Annotated in this window: 18 protein-coding genes; 11 read left to right on the forward strand and 7 right to left on the reverse strand. The window is 39.3% G+C overall.

All coding sequences use genetic code 11. The features are described from left to right. Window positions 1-68: 68 nt before the first annotated feature. Together gshB and rsmE are read right to left on the reverse strand one after the other, a co-directional pair. A complete protein-coding gene (gene gshB, locus B6258_RS09925) occupies window positions 69-1,025 on the reverse strand; it encodes a glutathione synthase (protein ID WP_023581014.1) in 957 nt (318 codons plus the stop codon). 10 nt (window positions 1,026-1,035) lie between these two features. Next, on the reverse strand, window positions 1,036-1,767 hold the full coding sequence (gene rsmE, locus B6258_RS09930; protein WP_099075130.1) for a 16S rRNA (uracil(1498)-N(3))-methyltransferase: 732 nt from the start codon (window positions 1,765-1,767) through the stop codon (window positions 1,036-1,038). 251 nt (window positions 1,768-2,018) lie between these two features. Here rsmE and B6258_RS09935 point away from each other — a divergent pair, with 251 nt between their 5' ends. After that, window positions 2,019-2,657 carry a prepilin peptidase gene (locus B6258_RS09935; RefSeq protein ID WP_099075131.1) on the forward strand — a complete coding sequence of 213 codons (639 nt, stop codon included), beginning with the start codon at window positions 2,019-2,021 and terminating at the stop codon, window positions 2,655-2,657. A gap of 127 nt (window positions 2,658-2,784) precedes the next feature. On the opposite strand, the gene B6258_RS09940 is transcribed toward B6258_RS09935, so the two are convergent. Next, a complete protein-coding gene (locus tag B6258_RS09940) occupies window positions 2,785-3,453 on the reverse strand; it encodes a DsbA family protein (protein ID WP_099075132.1) in 669 nt (222 codons plus the stop codon). Then, on the reverse strand, window positions 3,441-4,313 hold the full coding sequence (locus B6258_RS09945) for an MBL fold metallo-hydrolase (protein WP_099075133.1): 873 nt from the start codon (window positions 4,311-4,313) through the stop codon (window positions 3,441-3,443). The genes B6258_RS09940 and B6258_RS09945 overlap by 13 nt, the downstream gene beginning before the upstream one ends. 105 nt (window positions 4,314-4,418) lie before the next feature. Between B6258_RS09945 and B6258_RS09950 the strand changes: the two genes are divergently transcribed. After that, a complete protein-coding gene (locus tag B6258_RS09950) occupies window positions 4,419-5,339 on the forward strand; it encodes a LysR family transcriptional regulator (protein ID WP_099075134.1) in 921 nt (306 codons plus the stop codon). Here B6258_RS09950 and B6258_RS09955 read toward each other — a convergent pair. Continuing rightward, window positions 5,316-6,242 (reverse strand): LysR family transcriptional regulator, encoded by a 927-nt coding sequence (locus tag B6258_RS09955; protein WP_099075135.1) that lies wholly within the window; start codon window positions 6,240-6,242, stop codon window positions 5,316-5,318. The genes B6258_RS09950 and B6258_RS09955 overlap by 24 nt on opposite strands. Window positions 6,243-6,354: 112 nt before the next feature. Between B6258_RS09955 and lysA the strand changes: the two genes are divergently transcribed. Continuing rightward, window positions 6,355-7,596, forward strand: a complete 1,242-nt coding sequence (gene lysA, locus B6258_RS09960) for a diaminopimelate decarboxylase (protein ID WP_099075136.1) — start codon at window positions 6,355-6,357, stop codon at window positions 7,594-7,596. A gap of 109 nt (window positions 7,597-7,705) precedes the next feature. On the opposite strand, the gene fadE is transcribed toward lysA, so the two are convergent. Then, a complete protein-coding gene (fadE, locus tag B6258_RS09965) occupies window positions 7,706-10,153 on the reverse strand; it encodes an acyl-CoA dehydrogenase FadE (protein WP_099075137.1) in 2,448 nt (815 codons plus the stop codon). Window positions 10,154-10,391: 238 nt separating this feature from the next. On the opposite strand from fadE, the gene lpcA reads away from it, so the two are divergent. Next, window positions 10,392-10,970 carry a D-sedoheptulose 7-phosphate isomerase gene (lpcA, locus tag B6258_RS09970; protein ID WP_099075138.1) on the forward strand — a complete coding sequence of 193 codons (579 nt, stop codon included), beginning with the start codon at window positions 10,392-10,394 and terminating at the stop codon, window positions 10,968-10,970. Between the two features lie 53 nt (window positions 10,971-11,023). Then, on the forward strand, window positions 11,024-11,791 hold the full coding sequence (locus tag B6258_RS09975) for a class II glutamine amidotransferase (RefSeq protein WP_099075139.1): 768 nt from the start codon (window positions 11,024-11,026) through the stop codon (window positions 11,789-11,791). Here the strand turns inward: B6258_RS09975 and B6258_RS09980 are convergent. Then, window positions 11,762-12,529: a L,D-transpeptidase family protein gene (locus B6258_RS09980; RefSeq protein ID WP_099075140.1), complete on the reverse strand. Its 768-nt coding sequence runs from the start codon at window positions 12,527-12,529 to the stop codon at window positions 11,762-11,764. The genes B6258_RS09975 and B6258_RS09980 overlap by 30 nt on opposite strands. A 415-nt stretch (window positions 12,530-12,944) precedes the next feature. On the opposite strand from B6258_RS09980, the gene B6258_RS09985 reads away from it, so the two are divergent. The 6 genes from B6258_RS09985 to nqrF are packed head-to-tail and all read left to right on the forward strand — an operon-like array spanning window position 12,945 to window position 18,775. Beyond that, entirely contained in the window at window positions 12,945-14,285 is a 1,341-nt protein-coding gene (locus B6258_RS09985) for a Na(+)-translocating NADH-quinone reductase subunit A (RefSeq protein WP_099075141.1), read from the forward strand. 3 nt (window positions 14,286-14,288) lie between these two features. Then, on the forward strand, window positions 14,289-15,527 hold the full coding sequence (locus B6258_RS09990) for an NADH:ubiquinone reductase (Na(+)-transporting) subunit B (protein ID WP_099075142.1): 1,239 nt from the start codon (window positions 14,289-14,291) through the stop codon (window positions 15,525-15,527). Continuing rightward, the gene (locus tag B6258_RS09995) at window positions 15,520-16,308 is read left to right on the forward strand and encodes a Na(+)-translocating NADH-quinone reductase subunit C (protein ID WP_099075143.1); all 789 of its coding nucleotides are present in this window, start codon (window positions 15,520-15,522) and stop codon (window positions 16,306-16,308) included. Before B6258_RS09990 ends, B6258_RS09995 begins: the two co-directional genes overlap by 8 nt. Continuing rightward, window positions 16,301-16,930 (forward strand): NADH:ubiquinone reductase (Na(+)-transporting) subunit D, encoded by a 630-nt coding sequence (locus B6258_RS10000; RefSeq protein WP_099075144.1) that lies wholly within the window; start codon window positions 16,301-16,303, stop codon window positions 16,928-16,930. Before B6258_RS09995 ends, B6258_RS10000 begins: the two co-directional genes overlap by 8 nt. A 5-nt stretch (window positions 16,931-16,935) precedes the next feature. After that, window positions 16,936-17,532: an NADH:ubiquinone reductase (Na(+)-transporting) subunit E gene (gene nqrE / locus B6258_RS10005; protein ID WP_006534792.1), complete on the forward strand. Its 597-nt coding sequence runs from the start codon at window positions 16,936-16,938 to the stop codon at window positions 17,530-17,532. Between the two features lie 16 nt (window positions 17,533-17,548). Beyond that, the gene (nqrF, locus tag B6258_RS10010) at window positions 17,549-18,775 is read left to right on the forward strand and encodes an NADH:ubiquinone reductase (Na(+)-transporting) subunit F (protein ID WP_099075145.1); all 1,227 of its coding nucleotides are present in this window, start codon (window positions 17,549-17,551) and stop codon (window positions 18,773-18,775) included. The last annotated feature ends 75 nt before the right edge of the window (window positions 18,776-18,850 follow it).

The raw sequence follows: 18,850 nt of genomic DNA on the forward strand, positions 1-18,850 counted from the left end.
CCGCTTATTGATTAATATGTGGGGGCTAGGTTCATACTTTTAAACCCTTTAACCTCAGTGTCTAAAAGTTAGTTTTTCTTGTTTAAACGTACTTCAATAGCATCCATTAACATGCCTGTAATAGAAACATCAGGATAAGCGGCTTCAATTTCACGTGCACATGTTGGGCTTGTAACGTTAATCTCAGTCAAACGATCGCCAATAACATCTAATCCGACAAAAATAAGACCTTTTTGTTTAAGAATAGGTGCGACTTGACGCGCAATTGCCCAATCACTTTCTGTTAATGGGCGTGCTTCTCCACGGCCACCAGCAGCTAAGTTGCCTCGGGTTTCACCTTTTGCAGGAATTCGAGCTAAGCAATAAGGCACAGGTTCGCCATCAACAACAAGAATACGTTTGTCGCCGTTAACAATTTCAGGTAGGAAATTTTGTGCCATACAAAAACGATGACCATGTTCTGTCAATGTTTCAATAATAACACCTACGTTTGGATCATCTTTTTTCAAGCGGAAAATTGATGCACCACCCATACCATCTAATGGTTTGAAAATAACATCACCGTGTTTTTCATGGAAAGCACGTAAATGCTTAGCTTCACGAGTGACTAATGTGTCTGGTGTTAATGTTGGGAACCATGCAGTAAAGAGTTTTTCATTACAGTCACGTAAGCTTTGTGGCTTATTAACGATCAGTGTCCCCATATCTTCAGCGCGTTCTAAAATATAGGTTGCGTAGATAAACTCGGTATCAAAAGGCGGATCTTTACGCATTAAAATGGTATCTAGTTCACCTAAAGCAATATCTTGCTCTTGGCCAAATTCAAACCATTTTTCTGGGTTTTCTTCTACGCTGAGTAAACGAGTGTGAGCGCGTGCTTCACCTTGGTGTAGGTAAAGATCGTTCATCTCCATATAATGAATTTCCCAGCCACGACGTTGCGCTTCTAATAGCATTGCAAAGCTGGTGTCTTTTTTGATTTTGATGGATGAAATTGGATCCATCACAATACCTAATTTAATCATTACTTCTCCTTTATCCCAGATCGCCGAACCGAACCTGCAAAGCGGTGATTGCGGTGAGTGCTGTTGTTTCAGTTCTTAATACACGAGGACCTAATAAAATATCAGTAAAATGGTGCTCTGCTGTCATGGCGATCTCTTCAGGGGAAAGTCCACCCTCTGGGCCAATCAATAAGCGCACTTTTTTAACAGGTAAGGGTAAGGTATTAATGCTTTGGTTAGCCCTAGGATGTAAATTGAGTTTTAAACTACCATCATCTTGAGCACACCATTCTTCTAATGACATCACTGGCATTAATTGTGGGATGCTATTTCTGCCACATTGTTCACATGCCGAGATAATAATTTTTTGCCATTGCTGATGTTTTTTCTCTAAACGGCTAGGGTCAAGTTTAACACCACAGCGTTCTGAGATCAGTGGCGTGATCGTATTAACACCTAACTCAACTGATTTTTGAATCGTAAACTCCATTTTCTCGCCTCGTGAAAGTACTTGCCCTAAATGGAGGTCGAGAGGGGATTCTTTATCATCAACAATGCCTTCATTAATTTGCACAGTGACAGACTTTTTTGTGCTTTCTATGATTTCAGCATCAAATACCTGATTTGAACCATCAAACAGTGCCAGTTTTTGCCCAGTCGACATTCTTAATACACGCCCAACATGATTAGATGCTTCTTCAGCTAATGCTGTTTGAGTACCTGCTGTGAGTGGTTCTGGATGATAAATGCGAGGAATACGCATAACGTGAAACCCTTACGTAAAAGATGGTTAACCGTGATAAATAAAATATGTGATATGCATCATACGCATGACATTATGGCATGCAAGTTATCACTTTGCTTTTGTCATTATTATAACGCGGATCTTATTGCGTGTTTTGTCGCAAAATTTCATGTTTTCATCGTTATTATAAAGAAAATTCTCGGTATTAAATGGATCCTCTTATACAGTCGTTTAACAAGGATAACGAGGTATCTAAGGAGTAGATATTTATGCCATTAAGCCGTTGTTGTTTTATAAAAACACCTTTACTCTCTTTTTTGAATGATTTTCTTGTTTTTATTAAGTTTTGTCTGCCTTTTTCACTCTTATTTTTGTTACCTAAAACCCGTCGTAAACAACTTGCTATAAGTTATCTTATTATTTGTTTATATTGGTTTTTTTCAATTTATTCGCTTTCTTTATTGATAATACTTTCTATATTAAGCTTTTATTTATTAATGCTCTCTTTCTTTGATGCTGACTATTTTCTTTTGCCTAATACGCTAACTTATTGGCTAATATTTTTAGGGTTGTTGTGTAATTACACTGCATATGGATTAGTGTCTTTTGAATATGCTTTTTATGGTTTTCTAGGTGGTACGGGGCTTTTTTATGGCATCTATTTATGGGGATATTTTATCTGCCAAAAATGTATTTTAGGTTTTGGCGATGTGAAATTATTTGGTGCTATTGGTGCATGGTGTGGATTTGAAAAATTACCCTATATTCTTTTGCTTGGCTCTTTTTTAGGATTAAGTGTGTATTTTGCAGTATTAATCACAATAAAAGATCATATAAAAAAAGTGGCATTTGGCTCTTGTCTTTCATTTTCAACATTAATGGTATTAGGTTGCTATTTTTCGTCTTGAAATTCCTTTAATTTATTGATTTTAATTATCTTTTTTGTTTCTGTTATAGCAAAAGTACAAAATAGATAGTAAGAATCGAAACAAAGAAGGCAGTGTGCGGAAATTAATCTGCACACTGAAAAGAAGATTATAGATTCTCTTTTATAAATTGCTGCCAACGTTTTGTATCACCTAAATATTTTTCAACCGATATCAGGCGATAACCTTGGTTATCTTCAATAAATAAAGTCGGAAAACCTCGACCATTTACTTGGTTCATTAATTGTTGTGTTTGGCTTAAGTGCTGTTGAATTTGAGTTTCGCCAATTTCGGACAGTAAGGACGCAAATTGCTCAACATCAAAGCCAAGTTTTTTCACAATAAACAGCAGTGTATCTTTGTCACTGATATTTAAGCCATCAAGGTAATAGGCCTCTTGCAGTGCTTTTAGTAAACAAACATCACGGTTTCCCATTTTTTCGGCAACAAGGATCGCCGAAATAGGTAACAGTGAGTTTAATACCATTTCAGTGTTACCAAGAGCATCATGGTATGCGCGACTAAAAACTTGGCCTGATAATTGACTAATACGCTCATCAATTGGCGTGACATGCGTTTTCCATGATTGACCACCCGTTACGGCTCTTGCGGGTGTAAATAATCCACCGCCATGTAACTTAATGGAATTTGGAAATGCATTGCTTACGGCTTCAATCAGAGGTGCAATGCCGTAGCACCAACCACAAAGAGGATCATAAACATAGTGCAATTTTTTAGTACCTTGAGTATTACCTGTATTGCTTGCTACTGAGGCCACTGCATTTCTCCTTTTAGTACTTTTGCACTAAGTTCTAGGCTTGATTTATCAGCTAAATTCTGATGATTTTTTTCCATCGCTGCAATAAATTCATCTGAATTTTTCGTCTTTTCAAGATTTTTCTCAGCTTCAATGAGGTAGTTCATTGTAAAGTCAACAGCTTGTAGATCGTACGTTGCTTTTGGTAAATAGTGGCCAGGAATAACAGTTTTTGGAGATAGTGATTTTATTTGCTGTAACGCACTAACCCAATGTTGGCGTTCTGCCACGGTTTGTGTATCTGCTAACCAAACATGAATATTTTCAGAAACTAAAACACCACCCATCACAGCATTAAGTTTTGGAACATACAGGTATGTTCTATCTGGAGATAGTCCATCTAAGCCTTTGACTGAAATAGTTTCACCTTCTAGAGAAAAACTATCACCTTTTAGTACTTCAGGAATGATAATTTTCTGAGGGGCATTTTCTTTAAGTACAGGCCCCCAGTAGGCAAGTTTTCCAGCTTGAGTTTCATTAATAGCTTTAATTGTGGGTGCTGTTGCAATCACTTTGGCATTTGGAAATGCATCAGTAATGACATCTAACCCAAAATAAAAATCAGGATCCGAATGGCTGATATAGATATAAGTCAGGTTTTTTCCAGAGGCTTTTATTTTATCAACCAACGCTTGTGCATCATTTTTTTGAAATTGTGCATCAATTAAAACGGCATCTTTATCGCCATAAATGATTTCAGAAGAGACAGGAAAAACACTCGCATCTCCTGGGTTATAAATATCTAATGTTAAATCAGTTGCTAGCGCTGATGTTGCGAAGAGTGCGGTAGTTGCAAGTGTTAAAGGAAGTAATTTTTTCATCTTTTGTTTTCTCCATAATGTTGTTGCTGACTATAATATGTTGCATAAAAAAAGAGAAAAACCCTATTTTAGGCAATTGATTGTTGCGTAAATCGAGTAAATTAAATGGATAAAATAAAAGCATCAGAAGTGTTTGTTACCATTGTGAAGCAGGGAAGCATGATAAAAGCTGCGGATTATCTAGGTATGTCTAGAGCCATGGTGACGCGCTATTTAAATGAAATGGAGGAGTGGGCTGGAGTGCGTTTATTGCATAGAACGACACGCAAACAAAGCCTAACATCAGTCGGTGAAATGGTATATGAACAGAGTTTACAGCTATTAGAAATGGCGGAACGTATTCCTGCCAATATTCCCAAAGAACGTCATCAAATCAGCGGTCTTGTCCGTATTACTAGTTCACAATCGTTAGCAAATAGTATTTTGTCAGTGGCAATATGTGAGTTTATGCAACGTTATCCTTTAATTGCGGTTGATTTACAAATTACCAATCAAACGGTGAATTTGGTGGAAGAACGTATTGATATTGCATTGCGTATTACGAATCATCTTGAGCCTAACTTAATTGCTCGCCCGCTAGCAACATGTCTTTCGGTGGTGTGTGCTCATAAAGATTACTTAGCAAAAAAAGGGATACCTCAAACGCCAGATGAACTCGCTCAGCATCAATGTTTAACCTACCGATTTTTTGGTCGTAGTTTATGGGAATTTAATTTAGGTGATGAACGTTATTCAGTGCCTGTTGGCGGTAATTTAAGTGCAAATGAATCAGTTGTTTTATTGCAAGCGACGTTAAAAGGAGCTGGTATATCGCTACAGCCTTATTATTCAGCCAAACCTTATCTTGAAAGCGGTGAGTTAGAACAAGTCTTATCTAACTATCAAGCTCTACCGATGGGAATTTATGCTGTTTTAGCGAGTCGGCAAAATATGCCCGCTGCTGTCAGAGTATTGCTGGATTTCTTAGTTGAGTGGTTTTCATCATCACCTTATTGGCTGGCTTTATCGGGTAAAAGCTTGAGTTAGTCGCTTAGGGTAATCTGATAACGTCTCTTTCATTACATCAATAAAATAGGAAACAAGTTGTGATGAAGGGCGATGTGACGGGGTAATTAAGCTGATGGTAAAGGGGATAGAAAAGCTTAAAGAGCGAAGACAAATAGACTTATCTAAGTAATCAAGTGCGGTGATCGGGTTAACAATTGAAATGCCGATATTCTCACTCACCATGGCACAAATAGAGGCGGCACTTTGCGTTTCCATCACTAGCTGTCGTGTAATTCCATCTTTAATAAAAACGGTATCAATCAATTGTCGATAGCTATCATTGGCAGACAAACTAATAAAACGCTGATTTTGAAAATCAGCAGGGTGTAACAATGGTTTTTGACACAATGGGTGAGACTTGGGTAAAACAGCAACTTCATTGAGAGTAAGTAAGGTTTCTTGTTGGGTTCCCGCAGGGGGTTGTGTGTGTTCAGTCAATCCTAAATCATAATGTTGAGCAGATAACCACTCTTCTAATAGCGGGGATTCTTGAGGAACAATGGTCAAGTTGACATCAGGATATGTATTTAGAAATTGTCGGCAAATTGAAGGTAATAATGATTGAGCAAATGCGGGCAAGCAGGTGATATTCAATTCTGCTTGGTTAAAATGGCGAATGTTTTCAGCTGCGTTAATTATTCTATCTAAGCCATAATAAGAACGTTGTACTTCCTCAAAAAAACGTAGCCCTTCCGTTGTGGGTTGTAAACGGCCTTTTATTCTATCAAATAATTTAAATGCTAATAGATGCTCAAGACGAGATAACTCTCTACTGACAGTGGGTTGTGATGTTTTCAGTAACTCTGCGGCTTCAGTAAGATTTTGAGTGGTCATCACAGCATGAAAAATTTCAATGTGCCGCCAATTAAAAGGAGTTTTCATTGTCTATTCCTATATCACAGATGAATTGAGTGTAGCTTATTTGATATTTTTATTCCCTTGTAAGTTAATAAATAATAATTTTATTCACCAGCGACTTTTATGAGTAGATAACATGACAACATCAATAACGATGGCTCAATACCAATTAGCACAAACTTATGGAACGCCATTATGGATTTATCAAGGTGATACAATATCTCAGCGTATTGCTCAGCTTAAATCTTTTGATGTGGTTCGGTTTGCTCAAAAAGCGTGCTCCAATATTCATATCTTACGTTTAATGAAAGCACAGGGTGTGAAAGTGGACTCTGTTTCATTAGGGGAGATTGAACGTGCTTTAGTTGCAGGTTATCAAGGTGGTAGAGAAAAAAGTGAGATTGTCTTTACGGCGGATTTACTGGATGAAAGAACCCTTGAACGTGTTGTTGAGTTAGATATTCCTGTTAATGCCGGTTCTATTGATATGCTTCGTCAATTAGGTGAACGCAATCAAGGGCATGCTGTTTGGATAAGAATTAATCCTGGATTTGGTCACGGACATAGTCAAAAAACCAATACAGGTGGTGAAAATAGTAAACATGGTATTTGGTATGAAGATGTGCCTGATGCGTTAGCGGTGATCCAACAATACAATCTAACTTTAGTTGGTTTTCATATGCATATTGGCTCTGGTGTTGATTATCAACATCTTGCTAGTGTCTGTGATGCGATGGTAGAGCAAGTGCTTACCTCTCAAGTTGATATTCAAGCCATTTCGGCAGGCGGTGGATTATCAACACCTTATCAAGAGGGGGATGCGACAGTCGATTTGGAGCACTATTTTTCTTTATGGGATAAGGCTCGCCAGCGTATTGCACAACGTTTAGGGCATTCTGTTGAGTTAGAAATTGAGCCGGGACGTTTCTTAGTGGCTGAATCAGGTGTATTGATTTCACAAGTGAGAGCGGTTAAATCAATGGGAAGCCGTCATTATGTGCTGGTGGATGCTGGATTTAGTGATTTAATGCGTCCTGCAATGTATGGCAGTTATCATCAAATTTCAGTTCTAGATAACCATGGTCAGATAAAACCAATGACAGAATTACAAGAGACGATTGTGGCCGGTCCTTTGTGTGAATCAGGAGATGTTTTTACTCAGCAAGAGGGTGGCACCGTTGTTCCTCGTTTATTGCCTCAAGCACAAGTAGGTGATTATTTAGTTATTCATGATACGGGGGCTTACGGTGCTTCAATGTCATCAAATTATAATAGCCGACCACTTATTCCTGAAGTGTTGATAATAGAGGGCGTTCCTCAATTAATTCGTCGTCGCCAAACAATAGATGAGTTATTAGCATTAGAGTTAGATCTCTAGTTAATCTTTTTTGATCTCAATAATTTGATCTTAGTAAACACACCTCATGACTAAACGTGATGAGGTGTGTTTGTTTTATCAGGGGAAATATTTCCCTTTCTATCGGTTGTTAAGCTGCTTTGTCTGTTTTGACTTTGTCAGCTTTCGGCTTTTTTGCAGGCACCGCCAATGCATCAAAGTCAAACTCATCAACATTGATACTCCGTAAGCGACTCTGCTCTGCTTTACGTAAGATATCGGCTTCTTCTTGAGTTACTCGTTTATCAGCCAGTGCTTTGTCCGCTAATTTATCTAATTGAGTAAAGCTAAATTTCTTCTCATAGAGGCGACAAATACGGTCGAAAATAGGCTCAGCCGCTAAGATATCCAGTAGGGCTTCTTCCATTAAACCATGTGGATTATGCTCACTTGGTGTTAAGTATTGACCTCTACCAATGCGATCACGGGTTTCAGAAGGTTGTTGGATAAGTTGCGCTACTTTACTATCCAATTTATCTGATGGTAATTTTTGAGATTTACCCAGTGGGAAAATAATTGCACGCATCGTGCCTGCAATAACACGGCTTGGAAAATTGCGTAGCAGTTCATCAATTGCATTCTCAGCTTGGTATAAACACTCTTTTACGCTCCAATGTACGAGAGGTAAATCTGCGGTATGGCGCCCTTCATCTTCATAACGCTTAAGCGCGGCAGAAGCGAGGAAGATATGACTTAATATGTCACCTAAACGTGCTGAAATACGCTCACGACGTTTTAAGCTTCCACCTAAAACTCCCATTGATACATCAGATAATAGCGCCATATTGGCACTCAGACGGTTAATTTGTTGATAATAACGACGGGTTTCATCATTAGTAGGTGCGTTACTTAATCGACCATTAGTGATGCCTAACCACAAACTACGTAAGGTATTACTTGCCACATGACCGATATGACCAAATAAAGCACGGTCAAAATCATGTAGGTTATTGTCTCGAGCAGCTGCAATTTCATCTAATACATAAGGGTGGCAACGGATAGCACCTTGACCATAAATGATCATGCTACGAGTTAAAATATTGGCACCTTCAACAGTGATGGCAATTGGAGAGCCTTGATAAGAGCGTGCGACAAAGTTTGATGGCCCTAGGCTGATCCCTTTACCACCAACGATATCCATAGCATCAATAACGCCACGTTGTGCTCGATGAGTACAATGATATTTTACAATAGCTGATAATACGGCGGGTTTTTCTCCCAGCATAATGCCTGTAGTAATTAAAGTTGCCGCAGAATCTAACAGATAGGCGTTACCCGCCAGACGTGCTAATGGCTCTTCAATACCTTCCATTTTGCCAATTGGAATTTTGAACTGACGACGGACACGAGAATAAGCGCCTGTTGCCATTGCTACACTTTTTAACCCACCCGTCGAGTTTGAAGGTAGAGTAATGCCTCGGCCAACAGAGAGACATTCCACCAGCATTCTCCAACCTTGACCTGCCATTTTGGGTCCGCCAATGATGTAATCAATAGGAACAAAAACATCTTTACCGCGGGTAGGACCATTCATAAATGGCACGTTCAATGGGAAATGACGATGACCGATTTCAACACCTTTGACATCAGTTGGAATTAACGCGCAGGTAATGCCAGGATTTTCGTCATTACTTAACAGATGATCAGGATCACGTAATTTAAATGCTAATCCTAATACGGTCGCGATAGGGGCAAGAGTGATATAGCGTTTATTCCATGTTAGACGAAGGCCAAGTACTTGCTCGCCTTGCCATTCACCCATACAGACAACGCCACTATCAGGAATAGCGCCTGCGTCGGAGCCAGCTTCAGGGCTTGTTAAGGCGAAACAAGGAATTTCATCCCCTTTGGCTAAACCTGGTAAATAGCGTTTTTTCTGCTCATCGGTACCGTAGTGTTGCAATAGTTCACCGGGGCCTAAAGAGTTAGGTACACCCACGGTGATGGCTAAAATACCAGACACTCCTGACAGCTTTTGCAATACGCGTGATTGTGCATAGGCTGAAAATTCTAACCCACCGTACTCTTTTTTAATGATCATCGCAAAGAAGCGATTATCTTTAAGGTATTGCCAAATTTCAGGAGGTAAATCAGCTAATTCATGAGTGATTTCAAAGTCATTTGTCATGCGACAAACTTCTTCGACAGGTCCATCAAGGAACGCTTGCTCTTCAGCTGTTAGCTGTGGTTTAGGGTAATTATGAAGTTGTTTCCAGTCGGGAGCACCACGGAAAAGCTCGCCTTCCCACCATGTTGTACCTGCATCAATAGCTTCTTGTTCTGTTTTAGACATAGAAGGCATGACTTTTTGAAATGCTTTAAGTGCAGGTACTGAGATATAGGATCTACGAATAGAAGGAATAGTAAAGGGTAATAAAACCAATGCAACGGGAAGGAGTAACCAGTAACTCCAAATATTAGCGATACCCATTACTAATGTATAAGCAATAAGTGCGAGGCTACTTACCGCGATACTGAATTTGCGATAACTAAGTAAGCCAATAAGAACGATAAAAAGTACGATACTGAGTAGTGTCATAATAAACTCCTGTATTTAGCAAGAGATCAGAGGTCAGACCTGTTGTTTGTTATTTAGATCTAATTCAGTCACTAACTTTTATCAATATATTTACATTCTAATTACAATGTAGCTCACAAATTATTCGTAAATGAGAGAAGTTAGCATTTGTTCATAATAGGCATCTTCTTTCATGACATTTAATCCGTTACACTGAGAAACAGAAAATTTCGATTACCCTTTCTGGAGTAAAAATCCTATGTACCAAGATCTTATCCGTGGTGAATTAACAGAAGCAGCAGATACACTCTCTCGCTTTCTTCAAGATGACGCAAATATTGAAGCTATCCAAAAAGCTGCGGTGTTATTAGCAGATTCTTTTAAAGCTGGCGGTAAAGTATTATCTTGCGGTAATGGTGGCTCTCATTGTGATGCAATGCATTTTGCAGAAGAGCTAACTGGACGCTATCGCGAAAATCGCCCTGGTTATCCCGCCATTGCTATTTCAGATGTAAGCCATATTTCATGTGTAAGTAATGATTTTGGCTATGAATATATCTTCTCTCGTTATGTAGAAGCTGTGGGTAAAGAAGGTGACGTTTTACTGGGTATTTCAACCTCAGGCAATTCAGGCAATATCATCAAAGCAATTAGTGCTGCGCGTGAAAAAGGCATGAAAGTCATTACGCTGACAGGTAAAGATGGCGGCAAAATGGACGGTACCGCAGATGTTGAAATTCGTGTACCGCATTTCGGTTACGCTGATCGTATTCAAGAAATTCATATTAAAGTTATCCATATTCTGATCCAATTAATTGAAAAAGAAATGGAAAAATAATTTGTTGATATTGCTATAAATTAGCAATAAACATCGGCAAGAAGGAGTGAGCGATGTGTGAGTTGTTAGGCATGAGTGCAAATGTACCGACAGACATTAATTTCAGTCTAAGTGGATTAATTCCAAGAGGTGGTAAAACTGGACCTCATAAAGATGGTTGGGGAATTACTTTCTACGAAGGATTGGGATGTCGTACATTTAAAGATCCTCAAGCTAGCGCAATTTCGCCAGTCGCTCGCTTTGTTCAAGAATATCCCATTAAATCAGAGGCTGTGATTGCTCATATTCGTCAAGCAAATCGAGGTAATGTCTCTTTAGAAAATACCCATCCTTTTACCCGTGAGTTATGGGGCAAAAATTGGACTTATGCGCATAATGGTCAACTAAAAGGTTATCAATCGCTTGAAACCGGGCGTTTTAGAGCCATAGGTCAGACGGATAGTGAAAAAGCGTTTTGCTGGATCTTAAATCAGCTCGAAAGTCGTTATAAACGAACGCCTGTCAATTGGCCTGCTGTATTTCGTTTTATCGCTGTTTTAGCCTCTCAATTAAAGCAAAAAGGGGTTTTTAATATGCTGTTGTCAGATGGTCGATTTGTAATGGCATATTGTTCAACCAATTTACATTGGATCACCCGTAAAGCGCCTTTCGGCAAAGCCAAATTACTTGATCAAGATGTCGAAATCGATTTCCAGCAACACACACAATCAGATGATGTGGTTTCTGTTATTTCAACATTGCCATTGACTGGAAATGAATCTTGGCAGCGTATTCCTGCGGGTGAGTTTGTTTTATTTGATCGTGGTGTGCGTATTCTGTAACCATTTGCTTTCACTATTTTGTGATAAATTAAGGACAGGGTTTACACTATTAGATGAAGTCAAAGTGCTATTAACGAAATAACGCCCATCTTGAACGGTAACAGATGGGATTTGTTTGCGTTCTTCAACATATTGGTAGGCAGGCATAAGCTGTTGCCAGAAATCCATATCTTTTGAATACTGATGTTTTTTCATATTTTCAGCGGTCATTTTAAAGGGAAAAATATGAATATTAATCGTAGATTGACCGCCTTTTAGCGCCAATTCAGTATACTGATAAATTTCATCCATCACAGGATCAGTCATTGCATAGCAACCAACCGATTTACATGCCCCGTGGATCATTAAAAAATCGCCAGTGTATCCTTTTGATTTATCATATTGATTAGGAAATCCCAGATTGATAGCTCGGTAAAATCGACTATTCGGATTTAATTGTGAGAAATTAACCTGATAAAAACCCTCAGGGCTTTTTAAGTCACCTTGAAATTTTTTAGGCCCAAGACCTCCAGAATAGCTACAAATAGGGTAAGTACGTACTTTTTCTAATTGCCCATCTAATTTTTCCGTATAAAGTTCAAGTAAGCTTTCTTCTTTAAAAATCTGAATATAGATAGGTTGGCCTGTACTTTTTTTAACAGGTTTCATTAGAAAGCTTGAACTATTTTCGGCGTTAACTAATAAGGAAATTAACATTAATGTTAAAAAACTGATTAGTTGTTTTGCGTGACTGGTCATGGTTTTATCAGAAAAATAGCTTAAAATTTGTTGATAAAGTAGATCGTAGATTGCTATGAAGCAATAAATTTGTAAATTAAAATCTGATATGGTTTCTTTTCTTTTACAAAATATTCTGTATGAAATTTGAGCGTTCGTCGAAAAAGATGATATTTTAATTCGGTTTATACGAGTTGTTAACGTTTCAGTCAAAATAATATTCCCATTTGCTTGAGCTAAATCACTCGAATAGTCAGACAGGTTTAGGCTGAGATGATAAAATTCAGTTCGGCAGAATAAGAGAAAATAGTAACAATTATCGGAGATAAATAACTTAAGGGTCAAAAACACCTTAAGATGTTTTTATTACAGAGTCGCTACATTTTCGGGGTGAATTTGTAGCTTAGGGTTTAACTGATAAACTTGTGCAAATCTTATGATTAAAATTAAAAAAGGACTCGACCTCCCAATTGCAGGAGCGCCTGCCCAAGTGATAGAAGACGGACCCGCGATTCGACGCGTAGCATTGCTAGGTGAAGAATATGTCGGTATGCGTCCTTCTATGATGGTTTCGGAAGGTGAGCATGTAAAAAAAGGGCAAATTCTTTTTGAAGATAAAAAGAATGCCGGTGTTGTTTTCACCAGCCCAGCTTGTGGTAAAGTCGTTGCAATTAACCGCGGCGAACGTCGTGTGTTCCAATCTATCGTTATCGAAATTGATGGCGACGAAGAAATCACCTTTAACCGTTATGATAGCTCAACGCTCTCAGATCTGACCCGCGAACAAGTTGAAGCTAACCTTGTTAATTCGGGAATGTGGACTGCATTAAGGACTCGTCCTTATAGCCGTACTCCACATTTAGGCACAACACCTGTCGCCATTTTTGTCTCTGCGATGGATACAAATCCGCTTGCAGCAGACCCTATGGTTATTATTGAGCAAAATGAGAAGGCATTTAATGATGGTCTTGTTGTTTTAACTCGTTTAACTGAAGGCAAAGTCTATGTTTGTCATGGTGAAAAATCACCGACAAAATTAAATGACGGACAAATTAGTTATAACCAATTTGCAGGCCCACATCCAGCAGGATTAGTTGGTACGCATATCCATTTCTTAGAACCTGTGAGTGCTAAGAGAATGGTTTGGCATTTAAATTATCAAGATGTCATTGCTATTGGTTATTTGTTTACAACGGGTTCTTTATATACAGAGCGTGTTGTTGCATTAGCTGGCCCTCAAGTCAAAGCACCTCGTTTAGTGCGTACTCGCTTAGGGGCTGATCTCTATGAGTTAACTAAGGATCAATTAGTTGATGGTGAAAACCGCATTATTTCTGGCTCTGTATTATGGGGATGGAAATCTGATGAGGCTCATCACTATTTAGGTCGTTTCCATAACCAAGTTTCTGTATTACGTGAAGGCCGTGATAAAGAGTTATTTGGTTGGGGGATGCCGGGTAGCGATAAATTTTCTATCACTCGTACAACTATCGGTCACTTCTTAAAAAATAAACGCTTTGCATTTACAACCACAATGAATGGTGGCGAACGTTCAATGGTACCAATTGGTAACTATGAGCGTGTGATGCCGTTAGACATTATGGCCACGCATTTATTACGTGATTTAGTTGTAGGTGATACTGACAGTTCTCAAGCATTAGGTTGTTTGGAATTGGATGAAGAAGATTTGGGATTATGTACTTATGTTTGCCCAAGCAAATATGAGTATGGCCCAGCACTGCGCCAAGTATTGACCAAAATTGAGCAGGAAGGGTAACTCATGGGTTTGAAAAATTTATTTGAAAAAGTAGAGCACCATTTTGAGCCCGGTGGCAAATTAGCAAAATGGTATGTACTTTATGAGGCAGTGACCACGGTATTCTATACGCCGGGTACTGTTACGCGTAATGGTGGGCATGTTCGTGACACCATTGACCTAAAACGCATGATGATTTTAGTTTGGTTAGCCGTTTTCCCAGCAATGTTTTGGGGAATGTATAACGTCGGTCATCAAGCGATCCCTGCACTTAATCAGTTATATAGTGGTGCTGAATTACAGCAAATTATTGCTTCAGATTGGCATTATCGCCTTGCTGAGTTCCTCGGTGCATCATTAACAACAGATGCAGGATGGGCAAGTAAGATGCTACTTGGTGCAACTTACTTTTTACCTATTTATCTTGTTGTTTTTGCGGTGGGTGGATTTTGGGAAGTTCTTTTTGCCTTTATTCGTGGCCATGAAATTAACGAAGGTTTCTTTGTTACATCAATCTTATTTGCCTTGATCGTACCGCCAACATTACCACTTTGGCAGGCTGCATTAGGTATTACGTTTGGTGTTGTTATCGCGAAAGAAATCTTTGGTGGTACAGGGCGTAACTTCTTAAACCCAGCGTTAGCTGGTCGTGCATTCTTGTTCTTTGCTTATCCTGCTCAAATTTCAGGTGATCTGGTTTGGACTGCTGCTGACGGCTTCTCTGGTGCGACACCATTATCACAATGGTCTGTATCGGGGGAAAGTGCATTAGTAAATACCGTCACTCAACAACCTATCTCTTGGATGGATGCTTTCCTTGGATATATTCCAGGGTCGATCGGTGAAGTTTCAACACTGATGATTTTAATCGGCGGTGCTGTCATTCTTTTTGCTCGCATTGCTTCATGGCGTATTGTCGCAGGGGTAATGGTGGGCATGATTGCAATGTCATACCTGTTTAACCTCATCGGTTCAGATACCAATCCTCTCTTCTCAATGCCTTGGCACTGGCACTTAGTATTAGGTGGTTTTGCTTTCGGTATGATGTTTATGGCAACAGATCCAGTATCCGCATCGTTTACTGATAAAGGTAAATGGGCTTACGGTATTTTGATTGGCGTAATGGCTGTGCTTATTCGTGTCGTCAATCCTGCTTACCCAGAAGGTATGATGCTGGCAATCTTATTCGCAAACTTATTTGCACCACTGTTCGATTACGTGGTTGTTCAGGCGAATATTAAGCGGAGAAAAGCTCGTGGCTAAAGAGAAAAACAAAGATAGCGTCGCAAGAACGTTCCTCGTTGTATTTATTCTATGTCTGGTGTGTTCCGTGGTAGTAGCTGGAGCAGCTGTTGGACTGAAGTCTAAACAAGAAGAACAAAAACTTCTTGATAAACAACGTAATATTCTTGATGTTGCGGGTCTGCTCGTACCTAAAATGAGTGCGGCAGATGTACTGAAAGTGTATGACACTCGTATTAAAGCAAAAATTGTTAATTTTCAGACTGGTGAACTAACGGATAGTAAAGGCAATTTTGATTTAAACGCGGCATTACGTAGTGATGATACTTCTATTGCATTATCGCCAGCAGACGATGCAGCTAAAATTCGCCGACGTGCAAATACCGCAGAGGTGTATTTTGTTCTTGATGAACAAGGCAAAACGACAGAAGTCGTTCTACCTGTTTATGGTTCTGGCTTATGGTCTGTGATGTATGCGTTTATTGCGGTTGATATTGATGGTGTGACTTCTAAAGGTATTACCTATTATGCTCATGGTGAAACACCAGGCTTAGGTGGTGAAGTTGATAATCCACAATGGAAAGCGCAATGGAAAGGTAAACGCTTAATTAATGAAGAAGGCGTACCTGCTATTAAGATTGTGCGTAGTGGCGCAGCTGCTGGTAACCCTTATGGTATTGATGGGCTTTCTGGTGCGACGCTGACCTCAAATGGTATCCAGCATATGTTCGATTTCTGGTTAGGTGAAAAAGGTTTCGGCCCATTCCTGAAAAAAGTTCGTGAAGGAGAGATCAATGGCTGATACAAAAGAAATTAAACGCGTTTTACTTGGGCCATTGTTAGATAACAACCCGATTGCCTTACAGGTATTAGGCGTGTGTTCTGCATTGGCGGTAACAACAAAACTTGAAACCGCATTAGTGATGACAATTGCGGTAACTCTGGTTACTGCATTCTCAAGCTTCTTTATTTCACTCATTCGTAATTACATACCAAGTAGTGTTCGTATTATTGTTCAAATGGCGATTATTGCTTCATTAGTTATCGTTGTTGACCAAATACTACAAGCTTATGCGTATGAAATTTCTAAGCAACTTTCTGTTTTCGTAGGTCTTATCATTACTAACTGTATTGTAATGGGGCGTGCTGAAGCTTATGCGATGAAAGCACCTCCTATTGAAAGCTTTATGGATGGTATTGGTAACGGCTTAGGATATGGCGTTATCTTGATCCTTGTTGGTTTTTTACGTGAACTTTTCGGTTCTGGTAAATTATTCGGCATTACAGTGATGGAATCTGTCCAGAATGGTGGCTGGTATCAGCCAAATGGTTTATTCCTGTTAGCACCAAGTGCGTTCTTTATTATTGGCTTGCTAATTTGGGGATTACGTACATTAAAACCTGCACAGGTTGAAGAGGACTAATCGCCATGGAACATTATATAAGCCTGTTTGTTCGTGCTGTTTTTATTGAGAATATGGCGCTCGCATTCTTCTTAGGGATGTGTACATTCCTCGCCGTTTCTAAAAACGTAAAAACAGCTTTTGGATTAGGTATCGCGGTTACTGTTGTTCTAGGTCTTTCTGTACCGTTGAATAACTTGGTTTACAACTATGTGTTACGTGATAATGCATTGATGGAAGGTGTTGATTTAAGTTTCTTAAACTTTATCACTTTCATTGGTGTGATTGCGGCACTGGTACAAATCCTAGAAATGATTTTAGACCGTTATTTCCCTGCGCTGTATAACGCACTAGGGATCTTCTTGCCACTTATTACCGTTAACTGCGCCATTTTCGGTGGTGTGTCATTTATGGCACAACGTGACTATAACTTTAGTGAATCTATTGTTTATGGTTTCGGCTCTGGGATTGGTTGGATGTTAGCCATTGTATTACTGGCTTCTATCCGTGAGAAAATGAAGTACGCGGATGTACCGGCAGGTATGAAAGGGTTAGGCGTTACTTTTGTCACCACAGGGTTGATGGCATTAGGTTTCATGTCCTTCTCTGGTGTTCAGCTATAAAGGGTGAGAAGAACTCATGGATATAATTATTCTAGGTGTCGTGATGTTTACCCTGATTGTATTGGTATTAACAGCGTTGATTTTGTTTGCAAAATCAAAACTGGTCAATACAGGGGATATTTCAGTTGAGGTCAATGGAGACCCAGACAAAAGTTTTGATGCACCTGCAGGTGATAAATTACTTAACGTATTATCAAACGAAGGTATTTTTATTTCATCAGCTTGTGGCGGCGGTGGCTCTTGTGGTCAGTGTCGCGTTAAAGTGCTGGAAGGTGGTGGTGATATTTTACCGACAGAACTTTCCCATATTAACAAACGTGAAGCTAAAGAAGGTTGTCGTTTAGCGTGTCAGGTAAACGTAAAAAACAACCTGAAATTAGAATTACCGGAAGAAATCTTTGGTGTTAAAAAGTGGGAATGTGAAGTTATCTCAAATGATAATAAAGCCACTTTCATTAAAGAATTAGTGTTAAAAATCCCTGAAGGTGAGGTTGTACCTTTCCGTGCTGGTGGATTTATTCAAATCGAGTGTCCTCCTCATACGGTACGTTATGAAGATTTTGATGTACCAGAAGAGTATCGTGAAGATTGGGATAAATTTAATTTATTCCGTTATGTTTCTGACGTGAAAGAAACCACAGTACGTGCTTATTCAATGGCAAACTATCCTGAAGAGCATGGCATCATCATGTTAAACGTGCGTATTGCAACACCTCCGCCACGTAATCCTGATGTGCCACCAGGCATTATGTCTTCTTACATTTGGTCATTAAAGCCAGGTGATAAAGTGACAATTTCAGGGCCATTTGGTGAGTTCTTCGCTAAAGAAACTGATGCAGAAATGATCTTCATCGGCGGTGGTGCGGGTATGGCACCAATGCGTTCACATATCTTTGATCAGCTAAAACGTCTGCATTCTAAACGTAAAATCAGCTTCTGGTATGGTGCGCGTTCTGTTCGTGAAATGTTCTACACTGAAGATTTCGATATGCTTGCAAAAGAAAATGAAAACTTCACATGGAATGTCGCGCTTTCAGATGCATTGCCTGAAGATAATTGGACTGGCTATACTGGATTTATTCACAATGTGTTATTTGAGAACTACCTCAAAAATCATCCAGCGCCAGAAGATTGTGAATTCTATATGTGTGGACCGCCAGTGATGAATGCAGCAGTGATTAAAATGCTCAAAGATTTAGGCGTTGAAGATGAAAACATTATGCTGGATGACTTTGGGGGTTGATCCTCACTTCCGATAAAGCATAAATGAATGAAATGATAAGCGCCCACTGATGTGGGCGCTCATGATCAGAAGAGA

It is taken from the genome of Proteus alimentorum (genome assembly GCF_002607735.1).
Lineage (GTDB): Bacteria > Pseudomonadota > Gammaproteobacteria > Enterobacterales > Enterobacteriaceae > Proteus > Proteus alimentorum.

Coding starts and splice junctions, on each gene's coding strand:
- gshB (WP_023581014.1), bottom strand. CDS start 1,025: ATGATTAAATTAGGTATTGTGATGGATCCAATTTCATCCATCAAAATC.
- rsmE (WP_099075130.1), bottom strand. CDS start 1,767: ATGCGTATTCCTCGCATTTATCATCCAGAACCACTCACAGCAGGTACT.
- B6258_RS09935 (WP_099075131.1), top strand. CDS start 2,019: ATGCCATTAAGCCGTTGTTGTTTTATAAAAACACCTTTACTCTCTTTT.
- B6258_RS09945 (WP_099075133.1), bottom strand. CDS start 4,313: ATGAAAAAATTACTTCCTTTAACACTTGCAACTACCGCACTCTTCGCA.
- B6258_RS09950 (WP_099075134.1), top strand. CDS start 4,419: ATGGATAAAATAAAAGCATCAGAAGTGTTTGTTACCATTGTGAAGCAG.
- B6258_RS09955 (WP_099075135.1), bottom strand. CDS start 6,242: ATGAAAACTCCTTTTAATTGGCGGCACATTGAAATTTTTCATGCTGTG.
- lysA (WP_099075136.1), top strand. CDS start 6,355: ATGACAACATCAATAACGATGGCTCAATACCAATTAGCACAAACTTAT.
- fadE (WP_099075137.1), bottom strand. CDS start 10,153: ATGACACTACTCAGTATCGTACTTTTTATCGTTCTTATTGGCTTACTT.
- lpcA (WP_099075138.1), top strand. CDS start 10,392: ATGTACCAAGATCTTATCCGTGGTGAATTAACAGAAGCAGCAGATACA.
- B6258_RS09975 (WP_099075139.1), top strand. CDS start 11,024: ATGTGTGAGTTGTTAGGCATGAGTGCAAATGTACCGACAGACATTAAT.
- B6258_RS09980 (WP_099075140.1), bottom strand. CDS start 12,529: ATGACCAGTCACGCAAAACAACTAATCAGTTTTTTAACATTAATGTTA.
- B6258_RS09985 (WP_099075141.1), top strand. CDS start 12,945: ATGATTAAAATTAAAAAAGGACTCGACCTCCCAATTGCAGGAGCGCCT.
- B6258_RS09990 (WP_099075142.1), top strand. CDS start 14,289: ATGGGTTTGAAAAATTTATTTGAAAAAGTAGAGCACCATTTTGAGCCC.
- B6258_RS10000 (WP_099075144.1), top strand. CDS start 16,301: ATGGCTGATACAAAAGAAATTAAACGCGTTTTACTTGGGCCATTGTTA.
- nqrE (WP_006534792.1), top strand. CDS start 16,936: ATGGAACATTATATAAGCCTGTTTGTTCGTGCTGTTTTTATTGAGAAT.
- nqrF (WP_099075145.1), top strand. CDS start 17,549: ATGGATATAATTATTCTAGGTGTCGTGATGTTTACCCTGATTGTATTG.